Origin of the sequence: Porphyromonas sp. CAG:1061, from assembly GCF_000435035.1 — a bacterium.
Lineage (GTDB): Bacteria > Bacteroidota > Bacteroidia > Bacteroidales > Porphyromonadaceae > Porphyromonas_A > Porphyromonas_A somerae.
Map to the genome: position 1 here is coordinate 14,725 of NZ_HF988906.1, position 707 is coordinate 15,431.

At 47.7% G+C, this 707-nt stretch carries 1 pseudogene; it reads right to left on the reverse strand.

Annotated elements, in window-relative coordinates:
• Positions 1–557, reverse strand: a pseudogene (locus QVO39_RS04100) (aspartate-alanine antiporter-like transporter); the annotation flags it as partial.
• Positions 558–707 lie beyond the last annotated feature (150 nt).

Below are 707 nucleotides of genomic sequence, written 5' to 3' on the forward strand. Positions count from 1 at the left end.
CTTCCGATCCAGCGAATCAGTATGATGGAGAGGATGATCCCTACCACGCCTAGAGGATAAGCTACCGCATAGCCCATGCCGATAGAGGGGTCTTCAATGCCGGTTATATCAGAGTAGGCCTGCTGGGCCGCTCCTAGCCCAGGGGTATTGGTGATGGCACCACTCATGATGCCCACCATCGTCTGCAGAGGCACTCCCGAAAGGAAGTAAATCACCGTCGTTACCACCACTGCCAGCACCACATTGAGGGTGGCGAGCAGGTTGAGGGTACGCCCTCCCTTTTTGAAGTTGCTAAAGAAACTAGGCCCTACCTGTAGCCCTATTGAGAAGACGAAGAGTATCAGTCCAAACTCCTGAAAAAAGTGCAAGAGACTCCTATCCACCTTCATTCCTAGCTCCCCAAAAAGGATGCCAACAAAGAGGATAAACGTGGCGCCAAGCGAAATGCCAGCGATCTTCACCCTGCCAAGCAAAATTCCTAGCATAATTGTCAGGGCAAGAATCATTAGTGAATGTCCTACTCCGCTGCCGAAGAGTAGTTCTTGAAACCAGTTCATAATAGTATCAAATTGTCTAATATATTAATAATAGTGGGATTTCCATCTAGGCTCATCACTACAAAGATACCAATTATATTGAGATGGCGATATCGGTATGTGGATTACCCCTGGGATGACGCATTAGAAAAGACTATTGTGCGAATGATG